This window comes from Bartonella sp. MR168JLCBS (genome assembly GCF_042194175.1).
Genome location: NZ_JBHIMP010000097.1, coordinates 1 through 1334 on the forward strand (window position 1 = coordinate 1; position 1334 = coordinate 1334).

At 37.9% G+C, this 1334-nt stretch carries 1 protein-coding gene and 1 pseudogene; one reads left to right on the forward strand and one right to left on the reverse strand.

Annotated elements, in window-relative coordinates:
• Positions 1 to 89 precede the first annotated feature (89 nt).
• Positions 90 to 772 (forward strand): annotated as a pseudogene (locus ACFIK8_RS09375) (LysE family translocator).
• On the opposite strand, the gene rlmN reads toward ACFIK8_RS09375, so the two are convergent.
• Positions 722 to 1334: 23S rRNA (adenine(2503)-C(2))-methyltransferase RlmN (gene rlmN / locus ACFIK8_RS09380; protein WP_375669265.1), on the reverse strand; the 613-nt coding region annotated here is incomplete at its 5' end. The pseudogene ACFIK8_RS09375 and the gene rlmN overlap by 51 nt on opposite strands.

A 1334-nucleotide genomic window follows, 5' to 3' on the forward strand; every position in this document is an offset into this window, starting at 1 on the left:
TACTGGATCTTCATAAGAATAAATTCTCTTTAAACAACATTAAAATAAATATGATGGTGAACACCGCTTACAAATAAAAGGAGATTTACGTGTCATTTTTACCTGAGCGGTCTATTGTTGTACAATTTGCTCTAGCATCGTTGATTCCTAGCGCTCATTCCGGAGCATGATATCATGTTGTCAGTAGGGTGTACGATTGCACAAAGCAAAAAAGCCGGGATTATATGTACTTTCGGGAGTGCAATGGGTTTTGCTATTCAGGTTACTACTGTAGCTCTTTGTTTATCAGCGTTTATTTTTGCTTTGCCACGTGCTTTTTTTCTCATTAAAATTGTGGGAGCTTTTTATCTTTTATAGCTTTCCTTGCAAGCATTGCGGTAAACACTCGGCATTTTCTCTCAAATAAACATCTCAAAAGCGCCACAGTCTTAGATGTAATTGACTTTATCGGTATTGGAATTAATCTCTTAAATCCTAAAATTATTCTCTTCAACGTAACTTTCTTGTCACAATTTATTACCCATGGCCACACAAAAATTGATTATTTTAGGCCTTCTTATATCCCCATTTCTCTGCCAATTACAATTTCTATGGTTTTTATGGCGCATAAATTCGCGCAACACCTTAAGCAAAATCCTTTTTATATTCGCTTTCTTGATTGGTTTATGGCTAGCATTTTACGAGTTTTGTTTTACGTCTCTTGATTACTCAAAGATTAAAGTTATTTGTTGCCAACCGCATATTCAATTTGCAAACGTTCAGATTTTCGTAAACGTTCTGAAGCAGATTTAAGCTGACCACATGCAGCTAGAATGTCACGTCCACGCGGTATCCGAATCGGTGAAGCATAGCCTGCTTGATTAACCACATCCGCAAAACGCTCGATTTGTTCCCAATCAGAACATTGATAATTACTTCCCGGCCATGGATTAAAAGGAATTAAGTTGATCTTAGAAGGAATACCTTTCAGTAATTGAATCAATCGCTTAGCATCATCCAAACTATCATTTATACCTTTCAGCATAACATATTCAAATGTAATTCGCTTGGCATTAGAAAGGCCAGGATAATTACGGCAAGCATCAATTAACAGAGCAAGCGGGTATTTTTTATTGATTGGAACAAGCATGTCTCGTAGCGTATCATGCACTGCGTGCAGTGAAACCGCCAACATAACCCCAATTTCCTCCCCCGCTCGCACAATTTCAGGAACCACTCCACTGGTTGAAAGAGTAATTCGACGTTTTGACAAAGAGAGGCCATCTCCATCAGAAGCGATTAATAAAGCTTTTTTGACTCCTTCAAAATTATAAAGTGGTTCCCCCATCCCCATC